Below are 24,944 nucleotides of genomic sequence, written 5' to 3'. Positions count from 1 at the left end.
GGTTTACTTAAAACGTTTCAAAATTTCCTTTGTAAACTCTCCCAACACCAGACGACCGCTGATAGCTGCGCGTTCTGAAAGCAATTTATCCCAATGCTCGGTTCCTTGCCAGAACATAGTTTTCATTTCTTTCATGGCCTCTGGATTGTAAGTACACAAATTTTCAGCCATCGCTTTTATCGCTTCATCCATGTCTTGAGTCGTATCAAAAACCTGAGTAAACAGACCTTTGTCTGTAGCCCATTCTGGAGAATAAAAACTATTGGCATCCATAGCAATTTGCGACATGGCACTCACGCCCATTTTACGCTCAATGGCAGGACCAACCACAAACGGACCAATCCCAATATTAAGTTCGCTTAGTTTGATTTCGGCGAATTTGGTCGCCATACAATAATCAGTTGCGGCTGCCAGACCAACACCACCACCAACGGTTTTACCTTGAATACGCCCAATAACAAACTTTGGACATTTACGCATGGCATTGATTACATTGGCAAAGCCAGAAAAGAATACCTTTCCTGTGGCATCGTCATTGATATTGATCAATTCCTTAAAGCTTGCTCCTGCACAAAAAGTTCTATCGCCTCCACTTTTAAGAACGATGACCTTAACATCTTCATTGTTTCCTGCATCGGTAATGGTTTGGGCTAAATCGGCCAATAAATTTCCTGGCAAGGAATTATGTTCTGGGTGAAAAAACTCCACATACCCAACATGATTCTCTATGCTTAACTTTACGTATGGACTATTTTCCATCTTTAATTTCTTTTATAATTTATATCAATCCGAATTGTTCGAAATGATGATTTAAATGTTTTCTCTCCAATAAATACCACTCGTATCTATTCAACTCTCCAAAAACAACATTTTTGGTTTTAGCTTCTGGATGTTCTTTAAAATAGGCCAAATAGGCTTCACGAGCTTCTTTCAATTTTTCTTTGGCTTCCTCTAAACTGGCATGTTTTAATTCGGTAATTCGAGATCTTTCTGCCAATGGAAAATCATAACCACTTGGCATTTTTTCATAGTTATATAGCGTGGCGTGCACTTTTTCCAAAATCTTTTTAGGCGTCGCTATATCAAAATCCTGAATTTCCCCCGAAGCAATTCTGTAGGTATATTCCAAATGCTCCAACATTAATTGAGGGGTTAGATTCCCCCACTTTGCTTTATCCTCTTCGGTAAGCTTGTTGATGCATTCTGCAATTTTAGCTTCGGTCATTTCCACCAAAGTTTCTTGTTTCTTCTGAACCATGGTCAAAATGGTCGCAAAAGCCACCATTTCATCATTATTAGCATCAAATACCTCTACAAACCATTTTACAATCCCACTAGGATGCTCGGCTCCTGCCACATCCCGATCTACTTTTTGCTTACAAGTCAATCGTACATATACCGTATCGTTATGGTACAGTGGACGCAGGAATCGACATTCTTCCAAACCGTAGTTTGCTGCCACAGGGCCTTTGTTTGGATATACAAACAATCCCGCTGCTGCGGAAATGATAAAATATCCATGGGCCGTGCGTTTTTCAAAAATGCTTCCATCAAGCGATGTGATGTCTGTATGGGCATAAAAATGGTCCCAAGTCAAATTCGCAAAATTGATAATATCGGTATCTGTAAAGGTTCGCTTATGGGTTTTAAGTGACATTCCTGGTTGGATGTCTTCCCAATGGTATTTAAATGGATGCTGCTCTGCTTCCTTATAGGCTGCTTTTTGCTGATATATCCCTGTTATTTCGGTCAAAGTAGTTGGTGAGCCCTGAATTGCAGTACGCTGCAAATAATGTTTGATACCACGTACACCTCCCATTTCTTCGCCACCTCCGGCACGTCCTGGACCACCGTGAACCAAATACGGTAATGGAGAACCGTGTCCGGTGCTTTGTTTGGCACTTTCACGATTCAATACTAGAATTCGGCCATGATGCGAGGCTGCATTTATCACATATTCCTTCGCAATCTTATCATCGTTAGTCGCTATGGAAGACACAAGAGATCCTTTCCCCATTTGGGCCAAAGTAACCGCTTCGTCCATAGTTTTATATGGCATTATGGTACTTACCGGACCAAAAGCCTCGCGTTCATGAACCACCGTGTTTTGCAACGGATTATCCGTACGGAATAATACTGGGCTAATAAACGCTCCTTTCTGGGCATCGGCTCCTATGGTATCCAAAGTATCTAAATTCCCATATACCATTTCTGCTTCTTTGGCAATATCCGAAATGGAATTCTTCACGGCTTCCACCTGTTGTTTGCTCACCAAAGATCCCATTCTCACTTCTTTCAATCTTGGGTCTCCTATGGTAACTTTATCCAGCGCTTTTCCTAAGGCAATCTGAACATCCTCCACAATGCCTTCAGGCACAATGATACGACGGATAGCCGTACACTTCTGTCCTGCTTTCACCGTCATTTCATTTCGAACTTCCTTTATGAACAGATCAAATTCTGGAGTCCCTGGCACAGCATCTTCCCCAAGAATAGAAGCATTCAAAGAATCTGCTTCCATAGTAAATGGCACAGCCTCCTGTATTAATCTAGGATGCGCTTTTAACAAACGTCCCGTTGCTGCAGACCCTGTAAAGGTCACCACATCTTGAGACTCTACCGTATCCAATATAGATTTTACGGTACCGTTAATAATTTGTAAGGCTCCCTCAGGCAAAATTCCTGAGGCTATGATTTCCCTTGCTACGGCCTCTGCCAAATAAGATGATGATGGGGCTGGCAACACGACTGCAGGAACCCCTGCCATCCAATTCACTGCGCACTTTTCCAACATTCCCCAAACTGGGAAATTAAAGGCATTGATATGCACGGCCACCCCTTTTTTAGGAACCATAATATGGTGTGCCATAAAACGGCCTCCACGAGATAAATCGATTGGATCGCCCTCAACATGATAGGGTTGATTAGGAAATAATTTTCTTAAGGACGCATTGGCAAAAAGGTTTCCAAAACCTCCTTCAATGTCAATCCAACTATCTATTCTAGTTGCTCCTGTGCGATAACTTAAATCGTAAAATTGCTCTTTGCGTTTGGTAAGATACAAGGCCAACTTTTTAAGCATGTTCCCACGCTCCTGAAACGTCATTTTCCTAAGAATCTCGCCTCCCTTGGTTCTTCCGTAGTTTAATATTTCTGGAATGTCCAAACCTTCAATGGCCACACTGGTAAAAGCTTCCCCAGTAATAGCATCTAAAACCGGAATTCCCTCTTCTTTACCTTCGGTCCATTGACCTTGAACGTAATGTTGTATTTTTTTCATATTACACTCTTTCAATAATTGCCGCGTAACCTTGACCTACACCAATACACATGGTCACCAAAGCGTAACGCTTATTTTGTTCCTGTAATTCCAATGCTGCCGAATAAGCAATACGTGCACCTGTCACTCCCAGTGGATGTCCTATAGCAATAGAGCCTCCATTTGGGTTCAATCTAGTGTCGTCGTCGGCCAATCCCCAAGCACGTGTACATGCCAAGGCCTGAGCAGCAAACGCTTCATTAAGTTCAATAATGTCCATGTCATCCATGGTCAAACCTGCCTTTGCCAAAGCTTTATTGGAAGCCTCTACAGGGCCAATCCCCATAATGCGAGGCTCAACGCCAACCACTGCCGAACTTACAATTCTAGCCAATGGTTTAAGGTTATATTTTTCAACCGCTTCTGAAGACGCGATAATGGTCGCAGCTGCGCCATCATTCAATCCAGAGGAATTTCCTGCAGTCACACTACCATCCTTTTTAAAGGCCGGACGCAATTTCCCCAACACTTCCATAGTGGTTGTTGGTTTTACAAATTCATCTTTTGCAAACAGAATCGGGTCCTTTTTGCGTTGTGGAATTTCAACCGTCATTATTTCTTTTGCCAATCTCCCATTTTCTTGGGCTTTGGTCGCCTTCATTTGGCTCCAGTTGGCAAACTTATCTTGATCCTCACGTGAAATATCGTGCAACTCCACCAAGTTTTCAGCGGTATTCCCCATACCATCTGTTCCATACATCTCGTGCATTTTTGGATTTACAAAACGCCATCCGAAACTGGAATCGTACATTTTGGAATCTGTACCAAAACCTGATGACGGCTTTGAAACTACCAAAGGGCCACGTGTCATATTTTCAACACCGCCAGCAATAAAAATGTCGCCATCGCCAGCTTTTATCGCTCTATTGGCATGAATAATCGCCGACAATCCTGAACTGCACAAACGGTTCACCGTTTCTCCCGGTACGGTATATGGCAAGCCAGCCAACAACAAAGACATTCTAGCCACATTACGGTTGTCTTCCCCTGCTTGGTTGGCGCAACCCAAAATCACATCGTCATATGCTTCTTTTGGAATGTTTGGATTTCTTTTAACTATTTCTTCAATTACCAAAGCCCCTAAATCGTCCGTTCTCACAGCCGACAAAGTGCCTTTGTAACTTCCTATTGGAGTACGAACTCCATCTATGATATATGCTTCTTTCATATTTATGCCCACGAAAGTGGGTATCTTTTCGGTTTAATTCTCTCGAAAGTGTGAATCCTATTTACTATTATATTTTTACGCATTCCTAAACAATACTAATCTGTTTAGGTTTCAATATTTCTTTTGAATTAAGAGATTCCTGCCTTCGCAAGAATTCATTCCCATTCTTTTTGAGTGCGATACACCACACCTTTGAACAGTGCTACCAATTCATCGCCTCGCTTTACTTCAACAATGTTGAAGCCTAATTTGTTATTTACTTTTTCTATCACGGATTCCGCCTCCAAATAATCGCCCTCGTTTAAGGCTTCGATATGATTGATACTGGTTTCTATGGAAACCGAAAATCTACCATGGGTATTTGCGGCAAAACCAAAGGCTGTATCCGCCAGGGAATAACTTATGCCTCCATGTGCTTTGCCCATGCTGTTGAGCATTTCCTTTCTAACGGTCATCCCTACTTTGCAACGACCAATTTCGCATTCCAAAATTTCTATGCCCAACCAAGTACTAAACGGATCTTGGTGTAACATTTTGTGCGGTATTTGTTCGCCCTGCATTAAAAAAAGCTTTTGTTTTCTTTGTTCATTTTACGCAATAACGGACTGCACCTGTAACGATCTTCGTGATACTCGTTATAAAGCTCATCCAACTTGGCCACACACCAAGCGATTCCTTTTTCATCTGCCCATGCCAACAGCCCTTTAGGATAATTTACCCCTTTGGTCATGGCATTGTCAATATCTTCTGCAGAGGCTATGTTTAAAAACAAAGCATCTGCCGCTTCGTTGATCAGCATCACCAAGACACGGTCAAAAATTTGTTGGGCCAATTCTTTATTCTCTGTTGGAGTAGGCATTTCAACTCCTTCGGAATAATCGTAATATCCCTTCCCGGTTTTTCTACCTAAATACCCTGCTTCGCTCAAACGCTTTTGCGTAAAAGACGGTTTGTATCTAGGATCGAAATAGAAAGATGTAAATACCGTTTCTGTCACGGTATAATTCACGTCATTCCCAATGAAATCCATCAACTCAAAAGGCCCCATACGGAAACCTCCAATGGTTTTCAAGCTCCAATCAATCGTTGCAAAATCAGCTATCCCTTCTTCATAAATTCGCAACGCTTCCCCATAAAATGGACGTGCTACACGATTCACAATAAATCCAGGGGTATCTTTAGCAACCGCCACGGTTTTACTCCAATCGGAAATAGTTTTTACCGCCAAATCCAAAACATCCTTGGAAGTTTGCACGGCAGGAATCACCTCCACCAACTTCATTAAAGGCGCCGGGTTAAAAAAGTGAATTCCAATGCAACGCTCTGGCTTTTGAAGCGAGGCCGCAATGGAAGCAATGGATAAGGAAGAGGTGTTTGAAGCGATGATACAGTCATCACTCACATAGCTTTCCAATTCTAAAAAAACCTTTTTCTTGATGTCCAAATTCTCTACAATGGCTTCTATGGTAAGGTTGGAATCTGCCAATTCCTTTAGGGTATCCACATATTGAATGTTACCTTGAATCCTCAGTTTTTCATGAGTTTCAATGCGTCCCTTTTCAACCAATTTGGTCAATATTTTCTCCAATGACAGTCTTGCTTTTTCCAAAGCTGCTTCATTGGTGTCATATAATTTAACGGTACACCCTGCGGTGGCTGCCACTTGTGCAATGCCACTCCCCATGGTGCCGCTTCCTATGATTCCTAAGTTCATTTACTTTCCTTTAAAAGTTGGTTTTCTTTTCTCTACGAAGGCCGAAACCCCTTCAGCATAGTCCTCGGTTCCTGCGGCTTCAATTTGATATTTTGACTCCAAAGCCAACTGTTCCTCCAAGTTGTTGGTCAAGGATTGATTTAAACTTTTCTTGATTAATCCCAAAGCTTTGGTTGGCATGTTTGCCAATTTTAAGGCCAGTTTTGAGACCTCTTCCTCAAAACTTTCCAATGGCAATACTTTATAGATCATCCCCAAGCGCTCGGCTTCTTCAGCAGACACTTTATCTCCCAACATCGCCAAGGCAGACGCTTTTTGGAAGCCAATCAATCTTGGTAAAAAGAAAGTCCCGGCGCTATCAGGAATCAAACCAATCAAACTAAAAGCCTGAATAAAGCTCACCTGTTCATGGGCTACCACAACATCACAAGCCAAAGCTATATTGGCACCTGCACCAGCAGCAACGCCATTTACTGCACCTATAATCGGTTTTTCTATATGTCGAATTCTGGTGATGATTGGATTGTAGTGTTCTTCCAATATTTTCTTGAAGCCAGGGTTCAATTCTGGTGAAGTAACTTCCTTTAAATCCTGTCCCGCACAAAATGCCTTTCCGTTTCCAGTCAACACGATGGCTCTTACCTCTTCATTTGTTTCACAAGCATCCAGAGTCTCTTGAAGTTTCAAGGCCATTTCGCGATTGAAACTATTGAATACTTCTAGACGGTTAAGCGTGATATAGGCTATATTATTTTCAATTTTCAATTCAATTGAACTCATATCTATTTTGGTAGTTTAAATTCTGGATTATAAATAATTCCAATGATATTTTTCCAAGGATCATACACGCTAGCTGCGGCTATGTCACCTCCAACATTATTGGGTGCTTCATGCTTGGTGGCTCCCATTTCAATTAAGGAATCATACACCTTTTGGATATCCTCCACACCCCAATAGGTTTGCACAGTACCATTATCGGTGCCTTGTACCTTTTCTTTGGGATGCAGGCCCAATTCGTAGCCGCCAATATTAAATCCCACATAATAAGGGGTATCGTAATATGGTTGCGCATTGAAGACTTTGGCATACCATGCCTTGGCTTTTTCAAGGTCTTCCACCATGTATACAACCGTACGAAGACCCAACATTGGTGATTGTTTATTTTCCATTGTGTTTTATTATTTCAAGCATTTAAAATAATCGAAAGGTTCATGGCAATCATCACATTGAAACTGGGCCTTACAGGCCGTAGAACCAAATTGGCTTACCAACCGGGTATTGGTTGAACCACATTGAGGACACTTCACAATTCGCTTGCCATGAAGAAGCACATCTTTATCGGCTTCGGCTTCCAAAGGGGCTGCAATGCCATACGCTTCCAGCTCCTTTCTTCCTCTGGGTGTGATCCAATCGGTAGTCCAAGCTGGGGCCAGAATCAATTCTATTTCCGATTCATAACCAGCCTTTTTTAATGCGGCTTTGATATCGTCTCCAATGACATCCATGGCAGGACAACCACTATAGGTAGGGGTAATTTTAACCTTGACGAGGTTATTTTCAATAATGGCAGAACGTACAACTCCCATATCCATAATGGACAACACTGGAATTTCAGGATCTGACACCTGTTCCAGAATTGGGATAAGAATTTCATCTATATGTTGTGCTGTCGTTGTCATTGATTACCACTCCATATTTGGGTAGGCGCGTTGCATGTATTGCATATCGGCCAACAAATAGCCCATATGTTCTGTGTGAATTCCTTGTTTTCCTCCTTTTTGGAAATACTTTGATTCTGGTATTTCTATTGTTGCTTCTTCCAACACTTCAGAAACCGTCTTGTAATAAGCTTCCTTAAGTGTCGTCACATCCACTCCAATGCCTTCTTCAACCATCGTCTTATCTGCATCCGTTAGATGAAACAACTCATCGGTATAAGTCCAAAGATCATTGATAGCGGTTTGAATGCGTGTATTGCTCTCTTCGGTTCCATCCCCCAAACGTTTGATCCAATCGGAAGAAAACCGTTGATGATAGCTCACTTCCTTGATGGATTTTGTCGCAATGGCCGACAGGGTTAAATCGCTACTTTTTTGTAATTCGGTTAGAAACAACAAATGATACACATCAAACAAAAATTGACGCGCCATAGTGTATCCAAAATCTGTATTAGGCTGCTCCACCAAGAGTACATTATAATATTCACGTTCCTTTCGAAGGAATGCGATACTATCTTCGGAAGCGCCTTCTCCTTTTATTTTTGCGGCATATTGATAATAACTGCGCACTTGCCCCAACAAATCCAAGGACATATTGGTACAGGCAATATCGGTTTCCAAATTTGGCCCGTGTCCGCACAGTTCTCCCAACCTTTGACCTAAAATCAAAGAATTATCGGCAATGCCTAGTATATATCTATATAAATTGTCTTTCATATCTCTTTCCCACAAAAGTGGGAATCTGTTTAATTACTTCTCGACACAATTTGTTACTATCGTACAAATTACTCGAAGTGACATTTGTTTTACTTACGAATTTCCCGTTTTCAGGAAACCACTACATATGTTTTACTTCGTCCGGCAAGTCATAAAAGGTAGGATGACGATACACCTTATCCTGCGCCGGCTCAAACATTTCACCATTATGTTCTGGGTTTGAAGCAGTGATATACTTTGATTCTACCACCCAAATGCTCACACCTTCATTTCTTCTTGTGTAGACATCACGTGCATTTTCCAATGCCATTTCGGCATCGGCCGCATGTAAGCTACCAAAATGTCTGTGTTCCAATCCGTTTTTACTTCTTACAAAGACTTCCCAAAGAGGCCAGTTTTTTGTTGACATAATATTATTTTTAAACTGCTTGTTTTTCTTTTCTTTCTTGTTGCTTTTCGGCATGCGCCATGGCTGCATCACGCACCCATTCGCCACGCTCCCATGCTCCCACACGAGCTTTCATACGTGCTTTGTTCATTGGTCCGTGGCCTTTTACCACTTGCCAAAACTCATCCCAATTGATTTCACCAAAGTCATAGCTTCCGCGTTCTTCATTCCACTTTAAATCTGGATCTGGAATAGTTAAACCTAGAATTTCTGCCTGAGGTACCGTTTGATCAATAAACTGCTGACGCAATTCGTCATTGGTTTTACGTTTCAACTTCCATTTCATAGATTGTTCGGTATGGGTTGACTCTGCATCGGTAGGACCAAACATCATCAAACTAGGCCACCACCAACGGTTTAAAGCATCCTGAGCCATTTCTTTTTGTTCCGGAGCTCCTTGACAAAGTTTCAACATGATTTCATATCCTTGACGCTGGTGGAAACTTTCTTCCTTACACACTCTCACCATAGCTCGGGCATAAGGTCCAAATGAGGTATTGCACAAGGGCACTTGATTAATAATGGCAGCGCCATCTACCAACCAACCTATGGCTCCCATATCGGCCCAAGTCACGGTTGGATAATTGAATATCGAGGAATATTTAGCTTTACCAGAATGTAGTTGTTCATACAATTCGTCACGAGAAATCCCTAAAGTTTCACATGCCGAATACAAATACAAACCATGCCCAGCCTCATCCTGAACCTTGGCCAATAAAGCCACTTTTCTTCTTAACGAAGGGGCTCTGGTAATCCAGTTCCCTTCTGGCAACATCCCCACAATCTCTGAATGAGCGTGTTGTGATATTTGCCTAATATGGGTCTGGCGGTATTTCTCCGGCATCCAATCTTTAGGTTCTATTTTCTCGTCACGTGCAATACGTGCCTCAAATTGTTCTTCTAAATTTTTAATTTGTTCTTCACTCATAATTTATGCCTGCCCAAACAGGTATGTTTAAATTAATTGTTTCAATACTTTTAAGAATTCACTTCTTCGGAATTCTTACACATCAAAGTCAACCACTACTTTATCTGTCGTTGGTACCGCTTGACAACTTAAAACATAGTTTTGCGCTACCTCTTTTTCTTCCAAAGCGTAGTTGATTTTCATTTTAACCGAACCTTCCTTCACCTGACATTTACAAGTAGAGCAAACCCCACCTTTACAAGCGAAAGGTAAATCGGCTCCTGCGGCTAAAGCACCATCCAAAATGTTGTCGAAATCATCATCCATGATGAAATGGAATTCTTTTCCTCCATCGATAATGGTCACTTCGGTACCATCTACTTTCTCTTCCAAAACTTCTGCGATGTGCTTATTTTCTTCTTCAGAACTTCCAGAGAAAAACAATTCATAATGAATGTTCTCTTTAGGCAATCCCGCTGCCTGAAGTTCATCACGAATCAAAAAGATCATGTCTTGGGGCCCACAGATAAAGGCATGTGCCGTATCTGGAATATCAATAAAGGTCTTGGTTAAAATCTCAAGTTTTTCGTGGTCAAAACGTCCATTTAAAAATGGAATATCGCGTTGCTCTTTGGTTAAAAAGTAGAACACTTGAAAGCGTCCAAAGAACTCATTTTTAAGCTGCTCTATTTCTTCCTTAAAGATAATGGATTTCACGGTGCGATTCAAATAAAACAACTTGAATGTACTCTGTGGTTCTTTGTGCAAATGGGTCTTGATAATGGACAGCATTGGGGTAATTCCACTACCGGCAGCAAAGGCGATATAATTTTTGGAACTTTCGGGCTCGCATTCCACGAAGAACTCCCCGTGTGGTGGCATTACCTCTAACTCATCGCCCGCCTTTAATTCGTTAAAAGCATAGTTGGAAAACAGCCCTCCTCTAATGGTCTTGATAGCCACTTTCCACTCATTGTCCAACGGACTAGAACAAAGCGAATAATTTCTTCGCACGTCCTGCCCATTTATTTCTTTTCGTAAGGTTAAATGTTGCCCTTGCTTAAACTTGAATACCTTTTTTAAATCTTCAGGAATCTCAAAAGAGACCACTACAGTATCTTTGGTTTCCTTGTATATATCTGAAACTTTTATTCGATAAAACTCTGCCATATTTTGTTCGATGCATTTTAACTAACACTTGTTAGTTTGATAGCAAATTTACAAAATATTTCGAGATACAAATGTTAATTTCCAAAGCTTAACGCTTTATAATTGTAGATATCGAAATTTAGCTGCCAAAAAATTGCAGCCAAGTGCATAAAATTCAACTTTAAACAATGCCGTTAATAAGTACGTTGCTCAAGTTTTCGGATAGTTCTTCGGGGTTCAAATCCTCCTTTTTCGGGATCCAGATATAAAGAGAACGTAGTGTGGACAACATAGAAAACAACATAACATCCACATTAGAGTCTTCAATTTCACCCGCCTCGATACCCTTAATCAAAATATCCCGAAACTCCTCTTCGTAGTCTGTCCGCAAGGTTAAATAATACTCCAACTTTTCCTCCAAATGCATCCAATCATTATTCAAGGATGCCATCCCGGAGGTATTGTTTGACGTAATATCCACATGCAATTTGACAATTTTCCGAAGTTTTTCGATACTGGAAATTTCGGCAGACTTGATCTCTCTCATCCCTTCCGTAAAAGTTTCCGCCAAGGAAATAATAATATCCTTAAGGATTTCCTGCTTGGAACTAATATGGTTGTACAAGCTTGCTGCCTTGATCCCCATAGTTCCCGCCAAATCCCGCATGGTTACAGCACTATAGCCCTTTTCCTTAAAAAGTTTGGCCGCGGTTTTTATAATTTCGTCTTTACGGGTATTTACAGGAGTACTCAATTTTTAGAAGTTTAAATTGCCTAGGGAAGGCTGTTAATTTTGAAGATTTATTTGTTGCAACTCGTCCAGCACATAAATAGGCGTTTCGTTGTATTCCAGAGTCCAACCCAATGAATTAGTGAGGATATAAAATTTAGACAGTTCACTAATCAAACGATCTTTGGCATTGGCCTTCATTTGAGAATCTTCCAACTTTTTTGCCAAGGAAGCTTTTACTTTTTGATTGATGATGTTGTAGTCTTTGGCTTCGAATGGGTTAAAGAAATCTGATTGTACATCGTAGTATTCCAAATCTGGACTTATCTTAATTTCTTCTTTGGGGATGCTTTTTATTCTCAGGATTTTGTTGGTTTCATCCACTTCGTATTCAATCTTACTTAAATCGTATGAAATGGTCACCTCTGCATTCACCACTACCAAAGCTTTTTTATCTGAAGTAAAGTAAGAACCGAAGAGCTCTTTGGAATTTTTATAGTTGAACACTTCGCTAAAATGTCCCTCGGTTACAACCAATTTTCCAACGTTCCGAATCTGCTCCTGAATCAATGCAGAACTCTCCAAAAGCACTGCTTCGTCTTTCTTTTGATCAGCACAATATTTGAAGACAAAAAGTGCCACAAGGGTTATTAAAATTCCTAAGAGGATTTTTCGCATAAGGCTAATTTAAACAAAAAAAACATTAGTTGCCTTCTCCTGTGAAAGCCTAACTAATGTTTTTAAATAATTGATTAATAGCCTTGTAAAAATAAAAATAACCCAGCCCAGATGTGTTACTAAAAAGTTACCTAATTATTAAGCTAAAAATCAGCCGATTATTTCTTTTTCAGCTCCAACTTCTCTGCAAAATAATCGCAGAAATCCTTCATTGTTGCCGTCATCTTTTCATCTTGGGTAGCACGGTGAAAAGTGTCGCTCATAGCCACTAAGGTTTGATGGAAAAATAATTTCATTTCATCAACCGGCATGTCTTTGGTCCATAAATCGATACGCAAAGTTTCCTGTGCCTTACTGTCCCAAACCGACAATAACATAGCCTTTGCCTCCTCATTTTCAATACCGCCATCCTGCGCCGTCCAACTTAAGTTTTCAGGAATGCGGTTTTCGTCCAATTCTACATTTAATGTAATTGTTGATTTTATATTCTCTGCCATTATTTACGTGGTTTATATTTTGAATTATTAAAAATTTCGGACGCTTCCATTTGAAGCATCTCCATAAAATCTACGTCGTTGTGCTCCATATAGGAACGCACAATTTGCCATCCGATAAATTGTCCCAATCGTCCAGGGGATTCCCTATCCAATTCCAAATAAAATTTTGAAAACGGTGCAGGCGCAATAAACCTACCTGCCATACCTGTATCGGTGCTGTACAGCATTTCTTTGTCTATAAAATACCTCCAGATATAGCTTTCGTTGTCTTGAGCCCAAGCCAATTGTTCCGGCAAATACCCAATTTTTTCAGCATCCGTTTTAAACGGAATCATCTTATCCTTAAAATACAGCAACTTCCCATAGTACACCATTTCATCCAACAAGGTTTTACGCTGCGATTGGAAGCTGTATTTTTCAGCATAACTGTTGGCCAAATCAGGTACAATTTGGGATTTGGTCATATTCTGGACAATGTATTTTTGAATTCCAGAATAGAACTCATGGTCTGCTCCCAAATAAGTATCCAAAGCAATTAATGCAATGGTGTCGGTTACAATGGTTTTGTTGCGGTAATCTACATCCGAAGTCAAGGTAATCACTCTTGGGGCAGTAAAGGTTTTATCGTAGTATTTTAAATGCTGAAACAATTTTTCGATATCCAATTCCACATCACCAAAATCGTGATACACCTTATCTACTTCTTCAAACAACTGTTGCTGCAAAGTGTCCTGCATACGATTGATCCAAACAGAATCACTAATTCTTTTTGAAAACAAGAAAGGATAGTTAGCTTTTAGTTTTGGCAAGTCTTCTGGAGTCGCTTTTGCAAATTCGGCATCAAACCGCTCCACCTTAAAAGGAATGTCGATCTTTGAAATTTCCTGCTCTTTTTTTGAGGTTTTATCGCATGATGACACCGCAATAAGAACTGCAAAAAGTAAAATTAGTTGCTTCATAAAACTTAAACTATGTTTATTTTTATTCCTAGCCCGTTTAGTTTATTTTTGTTTGCAAAGGTACTATTCTTAGATTTAAATCGTAATTAAAATGCAAACAGAAAAAATTGTTGACCACATCGTAAATTGGCTAAAAGATTACGCTACCAATGCTAAAGTAAAAGGTTTTGTTATAGGGGTTTCCGGAGGCATTGACTCTGCCGTAACTTCTACTCTATGTGCCATGACTGGATTGGAACTGCTTTGCTTGGAAATGCCCATACATCAGGCTCCTTCGCAGGTAAGTCGCGCCTTAAACCATATAAAATGGATGCAATCCAAATTTGAAAAGGTGAGCATGACCCAAGTCAACCTTACACCAGTTTTCGACAGTTTGGTGGCTGCCCTTCCTTCTGTAGACAATGAAGAAGAGCGTTTTATGTCTTTGGCCAATACCAGAGCAAGGTTAAGAATGACTTCCCTGTACTATTTTGCAGCACTGGATAAATTGCTCGTTGCCGGAACTGGGAACAAAGTAGAAGACTTCGGAGTTGGCTTTTATACCAAATACGGTGATGGAGGTGTTGATTTAAGTCCAATTGCTGATTTATTGAAAACCGAAGTTTATGAGCTTGCCAAATACCTGGGCATTAACCAAGAAATCATTGAAGCAGCTCCAACTGATGGCTTGTGGGGAGATGACAGAACAGACGAAGACCAAATAGGCGCCTCTTACCCTGAATTGGAATGGGCTATGACGATGAAAGACGAGGGAAAAACAGCTCATGATTTTGAAGGCCGAGAAAAGGAGGTTTTCGAAATCTTTATGCGCTTCAACAAAGCTAACCAACACAAGATGAACCCTATACCTGTCTGCACTATTCCGGATAATTTAAGATAATTCTTATTAATTTTCGAACACAAATCTTTAAACCTGTTATTTTTTTCATTACATTTACAAAAAGAACTACCCCATATACCTCTTAATCTTATCTGAGTTTCATCTCTGATTAATAGCATATTAACTTAATTACTAATTTTTTCCTATTATGATTAAAGTATTAGTCGTTGACAACCATCCGATTGTTCGAACAGGGTTACAGTTGCTATTTGAATCTAGTCCTGAAATACAGGTTATTGGCAGTGTAGGTAGCGGTATCGAAATCTTTGAATTCATTAGGCGACACTCTGTAGATGTCGTAGTTTCAGAAATTGATCTCCCAGAATTAAATGGAATTACCGCTTTAAGAGCCATCAAAAAAGAACATCAAAACTTAAAGGTGCTCTTTTTTAGTCACCATCCTGAAGAAATCTATGCCATTAGTGTTTTAAAGGCTGGTGCATCTGGTTACCTTTCCAAAACCGAAGATACGGACACTATCAAAGAAGCTATTTTAAAGGTGTACAATGGCGGCATTTACTTAAGCAATAACATGTCCAAACACCTTAACTATAACGACACTAAAAAGTCTCCTAGTAAGATGTACAAGCGTTTATCAACTAGAGAGGTTGAAGTGTTGAAACTGCTATCATCTGGCAAAAAGAACAAGGAAATTGCACAGGAATTGGATATCAACGAAAAAACTGTGAGCACCTATAAAGCAAGGTTATTCAAAAAATTACACGTTACCAATCTTGTAGATTTAATACATCAAGCAAAACACTTGGAGTTAACCAACGGTTAACCAACCACTTTTCCAAGTTTTCTAGATAACAGCATTTTTAGACCGAGGTAGTCTTTGACATCCTCTATGATAGCCATTTTATCGACATCTTCCCGCAAGGTGTCGTTTTTGTATTCCGCCACTTTTTTATCGATCAAAAAGCAGCGCAGACTTAAAATGGTTTGGTTTACCAACTGTGCAATCGATTCACTCTTTTGTTTAGGCACAATCAAATTGCGTTCCCAATCGTGAAGTGCGTAGCGCTCATCTTCCATAAGTATACTAGTAACTTCACTGGCCATTTCCTGATCCAATTTATTTACAAATTCCCTAGTGGAAAATGGTTTATCACTGTGAAGCTCTTCCATAATAGAATTGTAGATATTATGAAAATTAGGATTAGCAAACTGCATTTCGTCTTCCTGCAAATCAAGGAAAATTTTATCGAAAACTTTAGTAGTATTGATTACGGGTTCCAGTTTTAAGTCTCCTGTTTTTTCGTCCTCTTTCAACACCAAATCATCAAAATCTTCGGTTTCACTTCCGTATAGGAGCAAGATTTCAATGATTTTCCGCTCCAATTCATATTGCAAATCGATTTTCTGCTTAGGCTCTTCCTTTTTCACCACCTGAAAAGCCTTTTGCTCAGGACGCTCATTCTTGCCTGCGTCTTGAAGTTCCTTTTTACCCATTTGAGCCAAGGTGGTAAAAAGCACTTCCTCACTAATATCCATAATACGGGAACACTCCTGAATATACACTTCCCTCTTTATATTATCTGGGATTTTGGCAATACTGTTGACAATATCCCTAATAGTTTCCGCTTTTTTAATAGGATCATTATTGGCGTCTTCCACCAAAACAGAAGCCTTAAACTGGATAAAGTCCTTGGCATTGGCATCTAAATACTCCTTAAGTTCTTCAAGTGTATTTTGTCGCGCAAAACTATCTGGATCTTCTCCCTCAGGGAAGCTACACACCCTAACATTCATGCCCTGCTCAAGGATTAAGTCAATCCCCCGCAAAGAGGCTCTCATTCCTGCCGCATCACCATCAAATAGCACCGTAATATTTTTGGAGAGGCGATTGATCAGTCTAATCTGCTCAGAAGTTAAAGCGGTTCCCGACGAAGCCACCACATTTTTAATGCCTCTTTGGTGAAATTGAATCACATCGGTATACCCTTCTACCAAATAGCAATTATCTTCCTTGGCAATGCTTTGCTTGGCGTGGTAAATACCATAGAGAACCTTGCTTTTATGATAAACCTCACTCTCCGGGGAATTTAAGTATTTGGCAGCCTTTTTATCGGTCACTAAAATCCTTCCACCAAAACCAAGAACACGGCCACTCATACTTTGGATTGGGAACATTACCCGGCCTTTAAAACGATCGAAACGCTTGTCCTCCTTAACAATGGTTAACCCTGTTTTCTCCAAATAATCGATCTGATACCCTTTTTTCAAAGCCTCATCGGTAAAGGCTTGCCACTCATCAGGGGAGTACCCCAATTGAAAAGTTTTGATGGTCTCATTGGTAAAGCCACGCTCTTTAAAATAACTTAAACCAATGGCCTGACCTTTATCGCTTTTAAAAAGAATTTTCTGAAAATAATCTTTTGCAAACTCGTTGACCAAATACAAGCTCTCGCGCTCATTGGCTTCCTGTTTCTGCTCATTGGTTTGCTCGGTTTCTTCAATTTCAATATTGTATTTTTTCGCCAAATATTTAATGGCTTCAGGATAGGTAAAATGCTCGTGCTCCATTAAAAAAGTCACGGCATTCCCTCCTTTTCCACTAGAAAAATCCTTCCAAATTTGCTTTACGGGAGAGACCATAAAACTAGGCGAGCGCTCATCACTGAACGGACTCAACCCTTTATAATTGGTTCCAGATTTTTTTAATTGCACAAAATCTCCAATAACCTCCTCTACGCGAGCGGTTTCAAAGACTTGTTCTATAGAGGCTTTTGAAATCAAATCAATACATTTTTGAAAAGGTAAATTTAGGACATTATTGTATACAAAAAAAGCTCCGGCCAAAGCATCACCGAAGCTTTCAGGTATGTTTAATTTCTTTAATCCAAATCGAACCTAATCCCCAAGGAAATATTGTTTTGATCCATTGGTTGGTCTTTAAAAATTGGCGACAAATCATACTTTGCATATAACCCAACACTCCCAAAAGAAAGATAACCGCTCAAGCCATACACTAACTCGTTTACGTTGTAACCTTTATATTTATCCTTCTCTCGATCTCCATCAACTCTGTATTTCACTTTTTGTTTGGATTCTAAATTAAAACCTGCATAGCCTCCAATTCCAATTTTGAACTTTTTATAAGTAGAATATCTAAAATAAGTATCCCTTTCAATTTTTTTGGATGGCCCAAATTCAAAATGAACAGGAAACACCAAATTGGTCACTCTAAATTTTGATTTTCTAACATCTTCAGGAAACTCAGTTAACTCCACTACATCATTAGTTTCAGTGAAGTACATATTGTGTCTAATATTCAATTTGTTCCACTGAAATGAAAACCCGTATTTAAGCCTTAGCGCATTAGAGTTTTTAAAAACTCTAGTTTTCCAAGCGTACCCCAATTCGACAAATCGAGAGTATCCAAAATGATAAGGGGAATCCCAAAAGTTTTCACCTTCAATAACCGCATTGTTAAGCCCTGTAGCAAACACCAAATAACTAGTTGTGCGTTTATCATAAATAGTAGGCTTTAATTTGTAATCTGCCCTTTCTCCAATATAAATCACACCACGATCATATTCATCTGCCTCTTCCAATTTACCTATTTCAAATACAAAGCTAGAACCATCTTCTCCCAAATAAAACCACTCCTCATTTCGCTCTAAAAGAGCAATTTTATTGTCAATGATTGCTAATCGATTTTCAATATTTAAAGCATGCTTTTGCGCTGCTTTCTTCTTGAGTTGATTTGCTTCTTCCTGTGTAATTTCGCCCTTATCGAGACGCTGATTAATTCGTTCGACTTCGGCTTTCAAAAGTCCTTTTTCTTGGTTTTGAATTTCTACTTTTTCCTTCTTTAAAGCTTCTATCTTATCACTATTAATTTGCTTAGGAATTGAATCCTGTGCATAAACGTTGCCTAAACTTAGACATAGGATTAGCAGCACTACATGTTTTGTAATGGTATTCATAACTGTTTGTTTTTTAATTGATGTTTAATTTATGTAATCTCCATATGCTTGGCCTAGGCATATTTCAATTTCCTCACGGATATTTATTGATTACGTTGGGTGACTGCAGTTTTCACGGTAACGTAACTTTCTTTTAAGGCTTTAAATACTTTATCTCTAAAGGAGTGTTCTAAATCCATTTCCACACTCTCCAAGAGTGCATTGGCATCCACAGTTCTTGTGGATTCATTATATAATCTTTTTTGCTGAATTTCCATTTCCGCCAGTTGTAACAAAGAGTCTATTTCTCGATCGGTTACCTCTGTATTTTGAGCTACCAATTCGGTAATTTGAGTCACTACATCCTGAACCTTTAACTCTAGCGGCTCCAAATTTTCAGAACCTTCTTCATGGTCTTTTACGGCGACATTTTGTTCTATAGGCGATTCATTTAGAGGCAAGGAATTATCCAATTTACTCTTTTCATAAGAAGGCTCACTTTTCACAACCTTAGCCACAGTTTCTGATTTTGATATTTCAGATTTGATCAAATCTTTAATAGTCTCTTCTTCCCCATTGTTTACTGATACATTTTCATCCGCTTCAGGTTCCATGACAACAACCTTGGTTTCTTCTTTATGCTTCGGTGAGGTTTCTTGTTCAACCTCAACAACCGTAGGCGTATCAATTTTTATTCTATCCTTTTTAAAGAAAAGACTGCTTACCAAAAAGATCCCAACCAAACTGGCGGCAATGCCCATCCACCAAAATCTTTTGTTGCGATATTTATGTTTAGCTGTTTCTGCATCCAAACGATTGGACAGTTTGTCCCAAGACGCTGGCGACGGCTGAATGGCACGTTTCTCCAAGGTCTCCTTTATGTCATTTTCAAACTTAATTGGCGCCATAACTCGTGTTATTTAATCTGTTCAATTTTTCCTGAAGCATCTGTCTAGCCTTGAATAACTGCGATTTTGATGTACCTTCAGAAATCTCCAATTCCTTAGCTATTTCGTGGTGCTTATACCCTTCAATAGCATACATTACAAAGACCATTCTATACCCTTCCGGAAGTTCATCTATGAGCTGCTGAATGTCGTTTACCTCAAGTCCTGAAGTTGTATTGTACACATGTTCTTGAGGAATGCTTTGTTCCTCTGTAGGAAACTCCAAGGATTTTCGTTTTCTCAGGAAGGAAATTGCTTCCCTCACCATAATCCTCCGAAGCCACCCTTCAAAACTTCCTTCATTTTTAAAGGATTTAATGTTGGTGAAAGCTTTGAAAAATCCATTCAGCATGACCTCTTCCGCATCTTGTACATCCTTGATATAATACCGGCAAACACTTAACATTTTCGGCGCATGAATTTCATAAAGCACATGTTGCGCCTCGCGATTATCCTTCGTCGCTTTTGTGATAAGCTCTTTGGTATTCTTATGCAGTTGAATGACTTTCAAAATCTACAAGATGTTGGTCTTTATAAACAAAGACGCAATTATTGAACCAATGGTTGCCTGTAGGTTGAAAAAATTATTTTTTTCTATCAATAACATAGTTCACCATAAGCTCCAGTGAACTTTTAAATTCAGATTCGGGGTAAGTTTCAAGTAATTTAAGAGCTTCTTTTTGAAACTCTTTCATTTTATCGGTAGCGTAATCCAGACCGCCATGATCTTTAACAAAAGTAATGACTTCCTTAACCCGCTTTTTGTCTTTATTGTGATTTTTAATGGAGTTGATTAACCACTTTTTGTCCTTCTTATCACATTTATTGAGCACATGAATCAACGGAAGGGTCATTTTTTGTTCTTTGATATCGATACCTGTAGGTTTGCCTATAGCATCTTCTCCATAATCAAACAAATCATCCTTAATCTGGAAGGCCATCCCAATCAGTTCACCAAATTTGCGCATGGTTTCCACCTCTGGTGAATTTGGTTTTACCGAAGCTGCCCCCAAACTACAGCAGGCCGCAATTAAGGTTGCTGTTTTCTGACGGATGATTTCATAATACACGGCTTCGGTGATATCCAATCGGCGGGCTTTTTCAATTTGTAACAACTCTCCTTCACTCATCTCCCGAACGGCTACGGAAATAATTTTCAACAAATCGAAATCATTGTTATCGATGGAAAGCAACAAACCTTTAGATAACAGAAAATCCCCAATCAACACAGCAATCTTGTTTTTCCAAAGGGCATTTACGGAGAAAAATCCCCGTCGTCTGTTACTATCGTCCACCACATCATCATGAACCAAAGTTGCGGTATGGATCAATTCAATAACCGAAGCACCTCGATACGTACGTTCACTGATTTCGCCATTGTTGACCATTTTCGCCACCAAAAAGACAAACATTGGGCGCATTTGCTTCCCTTTTCTGTTAACGATGTAAGTAGTAATTCTGTTGAGCAATGCCACTTTTGAAGACATGGACAATTGAAACTTTTGTTCAAAAAGGTCCATTTCGTAAGCGATGGGCTGCTTTATTTGCTCTACTATTTTCAACAGAAAAATTTAGTCATTTAGGTAATGACAAACCTACTAAAAAAGCTTGTAAAATACTATTTCAAGTTTCTTTGGAAAGAAAAATCTTTAACTCTTATTTGCCAATTGTCCACAGGCTGCGTCAATATCCTTACCTCTAGAACGTCTCACAGTAACCGTTATATGATTAGCCTCCAATAGGGATACATACATATCAATAGCTTTAGGATTGGCCTGTTGGAACTCACCGTCATCGATAGGGTTATACTCTATGAGGTTGACCTTGCTTGGGGCGAATTTACAGAACTGCACCAAAGCCTCAGCATCCTTTCTAGTATCATTGATTCCTTCCCAAATTACATACTCATAGGTAATTCTGTTTTTGGTTTTGGAATACCAATATTCAAGGGCTTCACGTAAATCCTTTAAAGGAAATGTGGCGTTAAAGGGCATTATAGAAGTGCGTACTTCATCTATGGCGGAGTGCAGAGATACGGCCAATTTGAACTTCACCCCATCATCGGCCATTTTTTTGATCATTTTAGGCACTCCCGATGTAGAAACGGTAATCCGTTTTGGGGACATTCCCAATCCTTCTGGAGACGTGATTTTATCAATCGCCTTCAGCACGTTATTGTAATTCATGAGCGGTTCTCCCATTCCCATAAACACAATATTACTCAAAGGCCTATCAAAATAAAGCTTGCTTTCATTATCTATGGCTACTACCTGATCAAAAATCTCATCTGGATTCAAGTTACGCATACGCTTTAATCTTGCCGTAGCACAAAACCTGCAATCCAAACTACAACCCACTTGTGAAGAAACACAGGCCGTGGTTCTGGTTGCAGTAGGAATTAACACCGACTCTACTACCAAACTGTCATGCAGTCTTACTGCATTTTTTATGGTTCCATCCGAACTACGTTGCATTTGATCCACCTTCACATGGTTGATTACAAAATTTTCATGTAACATGGCACGGGTATCCCTGGAAATATTGGTCATATCCTCAAAGGTATGAGCGCCTTTATTCCACAGCCATTCATACACTTGGTTCCCTCTAAATGCCTTATCCCCATGCCCGACAAAAAAATCACGCAATTGTTCTTTGGTGAGTGCTCGTATGTCTTTCTTCTTTACTTCCATAGATGCTGCAAAAATAGTGAAAGGATTATCGAATTTCGATTTTTCGATTTAGTTTTATAGAATTCTTAGGATTTCCTAAAAAAACAAAGCCTTGTAGATTTACAAGGCTTTGTTAGAATAACTTTATTTGGATTTACTTTTTGATTACAAAATCAACATAGCATCTCCGTAGGTATAGAACTTGTATTCTTCTTTTACTGCCTCTTCATAAGCTTTCTTAATGAAATCATGACCCGCAAAGGCAGATACCATCATCAACAAGGTAGATTTTGGCGTATGGAAGTTAGTAATCATACAGTTGGCAATACTGAAATCGTATGGAGGAAATATGAATTTGTTAGTCCAGCCAGCAAATTCGTTTAAGGTTCCATTGGATGACACAGAACTTTCAATGGCTCTCATGGACGTAGTCCCAACAGCACATACACGTTTTTTGTCATGGATTCCCTTATTAATGATATCAACAGCAGTTTTATCAATAATCACCTCTTCGCTATCCATTTTATGCTTAGACAAGTCTTCTACCTCAACAGGGTTAAAAGTTCCCAAGCCGACGTGAAGTGTAATTTCTGGCAACTCTATACCTTTAATTTCTAGACGCTTCAACAAGTGCTTAGAGAAGTGTAATCCGGCCGTTGGAGCTGCTACAGCACCTTCATTTTTTGCGAAAATGGTTTGGTAACGCTCCTCATCTTCAGGTTCAACGTCTCTTTTGATGTATTTAGGAAGTGGTGTTTCTCCCAACTCGGTAAGCTTATTTCTAAATTCGGCATAGGATCCATCATAAAGGAAACGCAAGGTTCTACCTCTAGAGGTAGTATTGTCAATAACCTCTGCTACCAACGTTTCATCCTCACCAAAATACAGCTTGTTACCAATTCTTATTTTTCTTGCAGGGTCTACCAAAACATCCCAAAGACGTTGCTCTTCATTCAATTCCCTTAAAAGGAATACTTCAATTCTTGCTCCTGTTTTTTCTTTATTTCCATACAATCTAGCAGGGAACACTTTGGTATTATTAAGAATCATTACATCACCTTCATCGAAGTAATCAATAATATCCTTAAACAATTTGTGCTCAATGGTTTGTTCCTTCCTGTTCAAAACCATTAATCGTGCCTCGTCTCTAATGTCTGAAGGACGGTCTGCTAATAATTCATCTGGAAGTTTAAAGTTAAAATTTGATAATTTCATTTGTTATATTTTATGGAAAGTGGCAAATATACAATCTCAACATAGGGGTTGTCAAGTAAATGACAGATTATTATTGGTTTATTTGAAATCCAATAGCCGCCAAGTCCTCCCAAAAGGTTGGAAAGGACTTTGAAACCACCATAGCGTCTTCTACCTGCAACGCTGTTTTTAGGGCCAAAGGTGCAAAAGCCATGGCCATTCTATGATCATTATAAGTAGCCACTGTAGGGTTTGATTTTAAATTTGAAACTGGAACTAATTTCAAAGAATCATTAGTGATTTCCACCTCTGCGCCAAATTTTTTCATTTCGTTTTTAAGTGCTACCAAACGATCGGTTTCTTTTATTTTTAAGGTGTGAAGCCCGGTTAGCTCACATCCAATTCCTAAACCTAAACAGGTTACCGCAATAGTTTGTGCAATATCGGGTGCATTGACTAGATTGAATTGTTTTGGCTCTAGGTTTTCAGATTCTTTTTTTAGAATAATCTGGTTTTCTTCATAGGCCGTAGTTACTCCAAACTGAGAATAGATGTCTGCTAATACAGAATCCCCTTGAAGGGAATGGGCTTTATAGGAAGACAAACTAATTTCAGTGCCAATGCCACTCAAGGCCACAATGCTGTAAAAATAGGAGGCCGATGACCAATCGGATTCCACGGTCAACTTTGTTGTTTTTAAGGGTAATTTTTTAGGAGCAACAGAAATAAGGTTTCCTTCAAATTTGGTGTCTACCCCAATTTGATTTAGTAAGTCCAAGGTCATTTTTATGTAAGGCACCGAAGTAATGGTTCCTTCCAATGTCAACTCTAGACCGTTTTCCAATTGTGGGGCAATGAGCAATAAGGCCGAAATATATTGACTGCTGACATTGGCCTTTAAACTCACTTTGGATTTAGTTAGCTTTTGGCCTTTTATTTTTAAAGGAGGACAGCCCTCTGTTTCCAAATAAGTAATATCGGCACCAAGTGCATTCAAGGCTTCCACCAATACCTGAATGGGACGTTCCTTCATTCTTGAAGAACCCGTCAACACCACTTCACTGCCTTCCTTAATTGCAAAATATGCCGTGAGAAACCGCATGGCAGTACCGGCATGATGGATATCAATAATATTGGAATGAGATTCCAAGGCTTTTTGCATCACCTTGGAATCATCAGACTCCGATAAATTTTCAATGTTTATTTCAGGAAATAAGGCCTGCAATAACAGCAGCCTATTGGATTCGCTCTTGGACCCTGTAATTGTAACACTCGACGTTTGCTCAACAACCGATTTACGGAGTTGGATATTCATAGCAATGATTTGTAAATTACT

26 protein-coding genes are annotated in these 24,944 nt (G+C 39.5%); 2 read left to right on the top strand and 24 right to left on the bottom strand.

Translation table 11 applies throughout. The features are described from left to right. Positions 1 to 3: 3 nt before the first annotated feature. The 16 genes from ZA05_RS12810 to gldB all read right to left on the bottom strand — a co-directional run bounded on the left by ZA05_RS12810 (position 4) and on the right by gldB (position 14,004). Positions 4 to 759: an enoyl-CoA hydratase/isomerase family protein gene (locus tag ZA05_RS12810; protein WP_053992080.1), complete on the bottom strand. Its 756-nt coding sequence runs from the start codon at positions 757 to 759 to the stop codon at positions 4 to 6. Between the two features lie 19 nt (positions 760 to 778). Beyond that, positions 779 to 3,280 (bottom strand): phenylacetic acid degradation bifunctional protein PaaZ, encoded by a 2,502-nt coding sequence (gene paaZ / locus ZA05_RS12805; RefSeq protein WP_053992079.1) that lies wholly within the window; start codon positions 3,278 to 3,280, stop codon positions 779 to 781. A gap of 1 nt (position 3,281) precedes the next feature. Then, entirely contained in the window at positions 3,282 to 4,487 is a 1,206-nt protein-coding gene (gene pcaF / locus ZA05_RS12800) for a 3-oxoadipyl-CoA thiolase (protein ID WP_053992078.1), read from the bottom strand. A gap of 155 nt (positions 4,488 to 4,642) precedes the next feature. Next, positions 4,643 to 5,047: a PaaI family thioesterase gene (locus ZA05_RS12795; RefSeq protein WP_053992077.1), complete on the bottom strand. Its 405-nt coding sequence runs from the start codon at positions 5,045 to 5,047 to the stop codon at positions 4,643 to 4,645. Further along, positions 5,047 to 6,201 (bottom strand): 3-hydroxyacyl-CoA dehydrogenase NAD-binding domain-containing protein, encoded by a 1,155-nt coding sequence (locus tag ZA05_RS12790; RefSeq protein ID WP_053992076.1) that lies wholly within the window; start codon positions 6,199 to 6,201, stop codon positions 5,047 to 5,049. Before ZA05_RS12790 ends, ZA05_RS12795 begins: the two co-directional genes overlap by 1 nt. Next, entirely contained in the window at positions 6,202 to 6,981 is a 780-nt protein-coding gene (locus ZA05_RS12785; protein WP_197276094.1) for an enoyl-CoA hydratase-related protein, read from the bottom strand. It lies immediately after the preceding gene. 2 nt (positions 6,982 to 6,983) lie between these two features. Then, complete coding sequence (locus ZA05_RS12780; RefSeq protein WP_053992074.1) at positions 6,984 to 7,370, bottom strand: VOC family protein; 387 nt, start codon at positions 7,368 to 7,370, stop codon at positions 6,984 to 6,986. Between the two features lie 9 nt (positions 7,371 to 7,379). Continuing rightward, positions 7,380 to 7,880, bottom strand: a complete 501-nt coding sequence (gene paaD, locus ZA05_RS12775; protein ID WP_053992073.1) for a 1,2-phenylacetyl-CoA epoxidase subunit PaaD — start codon at positions 7,878 to 7,880, stop codon at positions 7,380 to 7,382. 3 nt (positions 7,881 to 7,883) lie between these two features. Next, positions 7,884 to 8,636, bottom strand: a complete 753-nt coding sequence (gene paaC / locus ZA05_RS12770) for a 1,2-phenylacetyl-CoA epoxidase subunit PaaC (protein ID WP_053992072.1) — start codon at positions 8,634 to 8,636, stop codon at positions 7,884 to 7,886. Between the two features lie 121 nt (positions 8,637 to 8,757). After that, positions 8,758 to 9,045, bottom strand: coding sequence for a 1,2-phenylacetyl-CoA epoxidase subunit PaaB (gene paaB / locus ZA05_RS12765; protein WP_053978437.1), 288 nt, complete (start codon positions 9,043 to 9,045; stop codon positions 8,758 to 8,760). Between the two features lie 10 nt (positions 9,046 to 9,055). Beyond that, positions 9,056 to 10,012 (bottom strand): 1,2-phenylacetyl-CoA epoxidase subunit PaaA, encoded by a 957-nt coding sequence (paaA, locus tag ZA05_RS12760; protein ID WP_053992071.1) that lies wholly within the window; start codon positions 10,010 to 10,012, stop codon positions 9,056 to 9,058. Positions 10,013 to 10,087: 75 nt separating this feature from the next. Continuing rightward, positions 10,088 to 11,161: a 1,2-phenylacetyl-CoA epoxidase subunit PaaE gene (paaE, locus tag ZA05_RS12755; protein ID WP_053992070.1), complete on the bottom strand. Its 1,074-nt coding sequence runs from the start codon at positions 11,159 to 11,161 to the stop codon at positions 10,088 to 10,090. 160 nt (positions 11,162 to 11,321) lie between these two features. Continuing rightward, on the bottom strand, positions 11,322 to 11,894 hold the full coding sequence (locus ZA05_RS12750) for a TetR/AcrR family transcriptional regulator (RefSeq protein WP_053992069.1): 573 nt from the start codon (positions 11,892 to 11,894) through the stop codon (positions 11,322 to 11,324). Between the two features lie 33 nt (positions 11,895 to 11,927). Next, on the bottom strand, positions 11,928 to 12,548 hold the full coding sequence (locus ZA05_RS12745) for a DUF4230 domain-containing protein (RefSeq protein WP_053992068.1): 621 nt from the start codon (positions 12,546 to 12,548) through the stop codon (positions 11,928 to 11,930). 158 nt (positions 12,549 to 12,706) lie between these two features. Further along, positions 12,707 to 13,045 carry a gliding motility protein GldC gene (gene gldC, locus ZA05_RS12740; RefSeq protein WP_053978442.1) on the bottom strand — a complete coding sequence of 113 codons (339 nt, stop codon included), beginning with the start codon at positions 13,043 to 13,045 and terminating at the stop codon, positions 12,707 to 12,709. Beyond that, a complete protein-coding gene (gldB, locus tag ZA05_RS12735; RefSeq protein WP_053992067.1) occupies positions 13,045 to 14,004 on the bottom strand; it encodes a gliding motility lipoprotein GldB in 960 nt (319 codons plus the stop codon). Before gldB ends, gldC begins: the two co-directional genes overlap by 1 nt. A gap of 91 nt (positions 14,005 to 14,095) precedes the next feature. On the opposite strand from gldB, the gene nadE reads away from it, so the two are divergent. Both nadE and ZA05_RS12725 read left to right on the top strand, forming a co-directional pair. Next, complete coding sequence (nadE, locus tag ZA05_RS12730) at positions 14,096 to 14,884, top strand: NAD(+) synthase (RefSeq protein WP_053992066.1); 789 nt, start codon at positions 14,096 to 14,098, stop codon at positions 14,882 to 14,884. 148 nt (positions 14,885 to 15,032) lie between these two features. Next, positions 15,033 to 15,668, top strand: coding sequence for a response regulator transcription factor (locus tag ZA05_RS12725; protein WP_053992065.1), 636 nt, complete (start codon positions 15,033 to 15,035; stop codon positions 15,666 to 15,668). On the opposite strand, the gene dnaG is transcribed toward ZA05_RS12725, so the two are convergent. From dnaG to ZA05_RS12685, 8 genes are all read right to left on the bottom strand, one after another. After that, positions 15,665 to 17,626, bottom strand: coding sequence for a DNA primase (gene dnaG, locus ZA05_RS12720; RefSeq protein ID WP_053992112.1), 1,962 nt, complete (start codon positions 17,624 to 17,626; stop codon positions 15,665 to 15,667). The two genes, ZA05_RS12725 and dnaG, sit on opposite strands and share 4 nt — an antisense overlap. A 98-nt stretch (positions 17,627 to 17,724) precedes the next feature. Beyond that, a complete protein-coding gene (locus tag ZA05_RS12715; RefSeq protein WP_053992064.1) occupies positions 17,725 to 18,819 on the bottom strand; it encodes a hypothetical protein in 1,095 nt (364 codons plus the stop codon). Between the two features lie 83 nt (positions 18,820 to 18,902). Then, positions 18,903 to 19,706: a hypothetical protein gene (locus tag ZA05_RS12710; RefSeq protein ID WP_053992063.1), complete on the bottom strand. Its 804-nt coding sequence runs from the start codon at positions 19,704 to 19,706 to the stop codon at positions 18,903 to 18,905. After that, entirely contained in the window at positions 19,693 to 20,256 is a 564-nt protein-coding gene (locus ZA05_RS12705; RefSeq protein WP_053992062.1) for an RNA polymerase sigma factor, read from the bottom strand. The genes ZA05_RS12710 and ZA05_RS12705 overlap by 14 nt, the downstream gene beginning before the upstream one ends. Positions 20,257 to 20,329: 73 nt before the next feature. Beyond that, complete coding sequence (locus ZA05_RS12700) at positions 20,330 to 21,307, bottom strand: polyprenyl synthetase family protein (protein WP_053992061.1); 978 nt, start codon at positions 21,305 to 21,307, stop codon at positions 20,330 to 20,332. An 87-nt stretch (positions 21,308 to 21,394) separates the two neighbouring features. Continuing rightward, positions 21,395 to 22,435 (bottom strand): 23S rRNA (adenine(2503)-C(2))-methyltransferase RlmN, encoded by a 1,041-nt coding sequence (rlmN, locus tag ZA05_RS12695; protein WP_053992060.1) that lies wholly within the window; start codon positions 22,433 to 22,435, stop codon positions 21,395 to 21,397. Between the two features lie 144 nt (positions 22,436 to 22,579). Then, the gene (gene queA / locus ZA05_RS12690; protein ID WP_053992059.1) at positions 22,580 to 23,629 is read right to left on the bottom strand and encodes a tRNA preQ1(34) S-adenosylmethionine ribosyltransferase-isomerase QueA; all 1,050 of its coding nucleotides are present in this window, start codon (positions 23,627 to 23,629) and stop codon (positions 22,580 to 22,582) included. Positions 23,630 to 23,699: 70 nt separating this feature from the next. Beyond that, positions 23,700 to 24,923 (bottom strand): 3-phosphoshikimate 1-carboxyvinyltransferase, encoded by a 1,224-nt coding sequence (locus tag ZA05_RS12685; RefSeq protein WP_053992058.1) that lies wholly within the window; start codon positions 24,921 to 24,923, stop codon positions 23,700 to 23,702. Positions 24,924 to 24,944 lie beyond the last annotated feature (21 nt).

Source organism: Mangrovimonas sp. TPBH4 (assembly GCF_001280505.1).
Taxonomy (GTDB): Bacteria; Bacteroidota; Bacteroidia; order Flavobacteriales; family Flavobacteriaceae; genus Mangrovimonas_A.
Note: the sequence above shows the minus strand (reverse complement) of the source record. Positions and strands in the feature narration are given on the sequence as shown.

What these genes read in the sequence shown, in the direction of transcription:
- ZA05_RS12810 (WP_053992080.1), bottom strand. Translation starts at nt 759, where the DNA reads ATGGAAAATAGTCCATACGTAAAGTTAAGCATAGAGAATCATGTTGGG.
- paaZ (WP_053992079.1), bottom strand. Translation starts at nt 3,280, where the DNA reads ATGAAAAAAATACAACATTACGTTCAAGGTCAATGGACCGAAGGTAAA.
- pcaF (WP_053992078.1), bottom strand. Translation starts at nt 4,487, where the DNA reads ATGAAAGAAGCATATATCATAGATGGAGTTCGTACTCCAATAGGAAGT.
- ZA05_RS12795 (WP_053992077.1), bottom strand. Translation starts at nt 5,047, where the DNA reads ATGCAGGGCGAACAAATACCGCACAAAATGTTACACCAAGATCCGTTT.
- ZA05_RS12790 (WP_053992076.1), bottom strand. Translation starts at nt 6,201, where the DNA reads ATGAACTTAGGAATCATAGGAAGCGGCACCATGGGGAGTGGCATTGCA.
- ZA05_RS12785 (WP_197276094.1), bottom strand. Translation starts at nt 6,981, where the DNA reads ATGAGTTCAATTGAATTGAAAATTGAAAATAATATAGCCTATATCACG.
- ZA05_RS12780 (WP_053992074.1), bottom strand. Translation starts at nt 7,370, where the DNA reads ATGGAAAATAAACAATCACCAATGTTGGGTCTTCGTACGGTTGTATAC.
- paaD (WP_053992073.1), bottom strand. Translation starts at nt 7,880, where the DNA reads ATGACAACGACAGCACAACATATAGATGAAATTCTTATCCCAATTCTG.
- paaC (WP_053992072.1), bottom strand. Translation starts at nt 8,636, where the DNA reads ATGAAAGACAATTTATATAGATATATACTAGGCATTGCCGATAATTCT.
- paaB (WP_053978437.1), bottom strand. Translation starts at nt 9,045, where the DNA reads ATGTCAACAAAAAACTGGCCTCTTTGGGAAGTCTTTGTAAGAAGTAAA.
- paaA (WP_053992071.1), bottom strand. Translation starts at nt 10,012, where the DNA reads ATGAGTGAAGAACAAATTAAAAATTTAGAAGAACAATTTGAGGCACGT.
- paaE (WP_053992070.1), bottom strand. Translation starts at nt 11,161, where the DNA reads ATGGCAGAGTTTTATCGAATAAAAGTTTCAGATATATACAAGGAAACC.
- ZA05_RS12745 (WP_053992068.1), bottom strand. Translation starts at nt 12,548, where the DNA reads ATGCGAAAAATCCTCTTAGGAATTTTAATAACCCTTGTGGCACTTTTT.
- gldC (WP_053978442.1), bottom strand. Translation starts at nt 13,045, where the DNA reads ATGGCAGAGAATATAAAATCAACAATTACATTAAATGTAGAATTGGAC.
- gldB (WP_053992067.1), bottom strand. Translation starts at nt 14,004, where the DNA reads ATGAAGCAACTAATTTTACTTTTTGCAGTTCTTATTGCGGTGTCATCA.
- nadE (WP_053992066.1), top strand. Translation starts at nt 14,096, where the DNA reads ATGCAAACAGAAAAAATTGTTGACCACATCGTAAATTGGCTAAAAGAT.
- ZA05_RS12725 (WP_053992065.1), top strand. Translation starts at nt 15,033, where the DNA reads ATGATTAAAGTATTAGTCGTTGACAACCATCCGATTGTTCGAACAGGG.
- ZA05_RS12715 (WP_053992064.1), bottom strand. Translation starts at nt 18,819, where the DNA reads ATGAATACCATTACAAAACATGTAGTGCTGCTAATCCTATGTCTAAGT.
- ZA05_RS12710 (WP_053992063.1), bottom strand. Translation starts at nt 19,706, where the DNA reads ATGGCGCCAATTAAGTTTGAAAATGACATAAAGGAGACCTTGGAGAAA.
- rlmN (WP_053992060.1), bottom strand. Translation starts at nt 22,435, where the DNA reads ATGGAAGTAAAGAAGAAAGACATACGAGCACTCACCAAAGAACAATTG.
- queA (WP_053992059.1), bottom strand. Translation starts at nt 23,629, where the DNA reads ATGAAATTATCAAATTTTAACTTTAAACTTCCAGATGAATTATTAGCA.
- ZA05_RS12685 (WP_053992058.1), bottom strand. Translation starts at nt 24,923, where the DNA reads ATGAATATCCAACTCCGTAAATCGGTTGTTGAGCAAACGTCGAGTGTT.